3 protein-coding genes are annotated in these 3,405 nt (G+C 60.5%); 2 read left to right on the plus strand and 1 reads right to left on the minus strand.

The window, feature by feature from the left end:
- A partial coding sequence (locus ABEA30_RS15390) for a hypothetical protein (RefSeq protein WP_345584418.1) occupies positions 1 to 447 on the plus strand: 447 nt, incomplete at its 5' end.
- Between the two features lie 75 nt (positions 448 to 522).
- A complete protein-coding gene (locus ABEA30_RS15395) occupies positions 523 to 1,353 on the plus strand; it encodes a hypothetical protein (RefSeq protein WP_345584420.1) in 831 nt (276 codons plus the stop codon).
- A 1,085-nt stretch (positions 1,354 to 2,438) separates the two neighbouring features.
- On the opposite strand, the gene ABEA30_RS15400 is transcribed toward ABEA30_RS15395, so the two are convergent.
- Entirely contained in the window at positions 2,439 to 3,293 is an 855-nt protein-coding gene (locus ABEA30_RS15400; protein WP_345584422.1) for a hypothetical protein, read from the minus strand.
- Positions 3,294 to 3,405: the final 112 nt, after the last annotated feature.

The raw sequence follows: 3,405 nt of genomic DNA on the forward strand, positions 1-3,405 counted from the left end.
ATGAACGTATGGGTCTTGCCGGCTTATAAGCTCAAATCCATCGAGGTAGCTAGTCGAATCATGATGGCGGCGAATCATGAAGCGTTGCCGCCTCATGTGCGGCCTGAGCTCGTCGCTCCTTTGGGAGGCAACCCCGGAATCCTGTCCAGTTTGATTCTTGCGCCAGCAGGCGCAGTTGCCGCGTTTCAGCCGCAATCGTGGGGCTGGGACCAGTTTGTTTTCGTGATCGCTGCTGCCTTGGGTCTCCCCGTGGCAGACGTTCAGACGGGAGAGTTCTTCACGGCGTGGAGTCTCGCGAGCAGGCTGCTTAAAGACCTCAGTCTGGGCGTCAAGAGTGCTCCCCCAGTGGCAGCAAAGACCCATCTCGATCTCAACGCCATTCGCTCATCTATCCTCAGCAGCGGAATCCTCCAAGAGTCTCCGACGCCTACTCTGGAGCAGGAGTAGCCACCCAGAAGCACCTCACCCCCTCACCGGTGGCCGCAGCAGTAGTCTGAGCCCAACGGTAAGCGAGGGGAAGTCATGAGTGAGTATAAGGATGGGGAGTCGCCCCTGACTGGAATGATCAAGTCGGGTGCTGGAGCTCTAGGCATCGCGACAGGGGCCGCCATGGGAGGGTTTGTCGCCGGTCCTCTTGGCGCGATTGGAGGCGCAACAGCAGGAGCACTCTTGCAGGATGCGATGAAGGCCGTAGCGGGGGATGTCGCTGCGAGATTCACCTCGCAGACCGAGCAGAAGCGTATGGGAGCGATGTACGTTCTTGCCCTTGAAAGCGTTGCTGCACGTCTCAATGGAGGCGAGCGACCCCGGTCCGAGTCCTTCTTCCGCCCGCAAGCGCGCAGGCAGGCAAAGCAACTGCGGTCAGAGGCAGAGGAGTTGCTCGAAGGTGCGTTTCTCGCGGCGAGAAAGGCGTATGAAGAGCGCAAGGTAGCGCTATTGGCCAACTTCTATACAAATGTGGTGTTCACTGACGACCTCGACACCGGCCATGCCAACTACATCTTGTCTCTCATGGATTCGCTCACGTACCGACAACTCCTGAGTATCTTCATCATCGGTAGCGGCCAGATGAAGAATTTGATCAGGACTCGAGACTTCCGGAACGATGAGACACTTGAACCCCTTCAGATCGGCGTCCTCTTTGAGATATATCAGCTCATCAAGCTGGACTTGGTCACGGATGCGCAGGGACACTACATTCTGGGCGTTGCTAACATTAACCCTTCGCAGTTGCGCCTCCAAGGGACTGGAGCGCAACTTTTTAACCTAATGCGTCCTTTGACCCTCGATTTCGATGATTACGGCTACTTTATAAACGCGTTCAAACCGGACTTCTTATCTCCCCTCCCATAGGTGAAGATCAGTCCTCTGGATGATGGTCTCCGGCCCTCGTAGATTGAGTAGGCGGCTCTTACCGAGAGGTTGCAGGAGAAGATCGTCGGGGGTGAAGAGGCATCGCCAGGATGCCTTTATTTGTGCAGGTGCTGAAGTGAGATGCCTGTGACTTGCGGGGGCGCCGCACCTGTACGGCGTCACCGCGTAAGCGCGCGCACCATGATCAGACAACCACACAACGTAAACGGGCAAGTAGGCAACATTAAGGCGTTGCTTGCCCGTTTACGGGCACAGCAGCACCCCTTGCCCTGGCGCCGCTAGCGGCGCCCCACCGCCCCCAGCGGAGCCGGCAGACGACAAACAAGCTTGTCAGCGGCGTTTACGCCGCTGCGCACAGCGGGCCGCTTGCGGCCCGTCCGGTGGCGCTCTTGCGCGCCAGGGACGACGACCCCCAGCAGCACCGTTACCGTCCCGTCGAGGGCCCCCTCGACGTGCGGGATGTGCTGAAGGCCTGCCACGCGGCTCAACACGCCTACCGCGACACTCGCCTCTGGGCCGGGAGCAATGAGCAGCGCGTCGTCGACGGTGTGGCCAAGGCCGCGGCCATGCGAGTGCCTGGCTACGAGCTGTCGCCTTGGGTGTGGACCCGTCCGGCCGAAGACACCGTTGGCTATGCCCCCCTCTCACAATTGGCGCCCCGCCGACGTGGATGGCGTCGACTGGGTGGAAGACCTCGAGGAGTTCACCCAACGCTGGACTGGGGCCCGAGTGGTGCTGCTGACAGCAGCGGGTCTGGAGGATCTGCCTGCGCTGCCGGCACGCCCTCGGGTGTACGTCATTGTTGAAGCCCACGAGGCGTCCACAGCGATCCTCGAGACTGAGCGCCACCGGATCCCCGTTGAGGGTGTGCTGGTGTGGCCAGAGGCCGCCACGTGGCTACGAGAGCAACTTCTGATCTAACATGAGAGACGGCCGAGAGGCCCCCAGCGTCCTCGGACCACCCACGGCAGGGATGTCGTGGCCGGGAGACGTGTGGCAGGCGCGGAAAGGGTTGGTCCCCGGACCGCGCCGCCACCGGGTTTCTCAGCTGAGCGGGCCGGGCTCTACTTGTCGTCCAGGATGAGGTGTTTGGCCAGCGTGATTGTCTGGTACGAGCCGCCAACATCGGATACGACTGCCGCTACGAGCATCACTTTTCGGATGAAGCTCCACACGTAGGTTGGCCATTGGCGCTGAGTCTTTTCATCCGCGATCGTGTAGGCAAAGGCGAGCCGTTCACAGGCTGCTCGCACTCCATCGGAGCCCCCAGCAATCCAGTGATCTATGGCCCAGAGGATGTCATGCAGGCGTCGAACTATCAGCTGTTGCAGATCGGCATGCAGGGTCTGGTCATCGAGGACTGAGCCGATGACGCGGTAGATCTCATCGCGCAGCAGTTCCCGATCCGAGACCTGGGGCACGACGCTAATGAGAGCTTCATGCTGTCTCCAGGCCTCGGCCACGGACTTCAGATGCTTGAGAGCTTGGCTGGTGATGATTTCTTCAGAGCCGATGGTGGTGCTGGCGAACCCATGGTGGGTGGGGAAGAACGCCTGGCCCCAGTCGTGGGCATCCTGAGTCCAGCGGAACCTGAACCCTGCCTTCTCGAGCAAGGTAGCTTGTTCGAGCGCGGCTGGGAAGAGTTCTGAGTAGGCCGCGACATGAGCTGCAACAGCTGGGCGGTCGGTGTGAGGTTCGAATCTGGGATCCACACCGGTGCCGTAGTGCCCCAGCCGCCATAACGCCCAACTGGTGCTTCCCTTCCAGTCGATGCTTCGGATTGAGGATTTTGGGCTGGTCAGGGCCCAGAACCAGACCTCCTCCAAAGTGGCTTCGCGCGCGGTGGCATGAGCTCGTTTCCGGAGTGTTTGCAGCACTACTAGCAGTCTGGCGGCGTGGTTCTCGCTGACGCTGGTCATAGCGCTAACGCTACTGGGAGATCGAGGGTACCCACCATCCCGACCCCTACCCGGGTCGGGATGGTGGGTATAGGGGGTTGTATAGGGGTTTGACTGTGGGTTTGGTGGTTGT

It is taken from the genome of Tessaracoccus lubricantis (assembly GCF_039544535.1).
GTDB classification, from domain to species: Bacteria; Actinomycetota; Actinomycetes; order Propionibacteriales; family Propionibacteriaceae; genus Arachnia; species Arachnia lubricantis.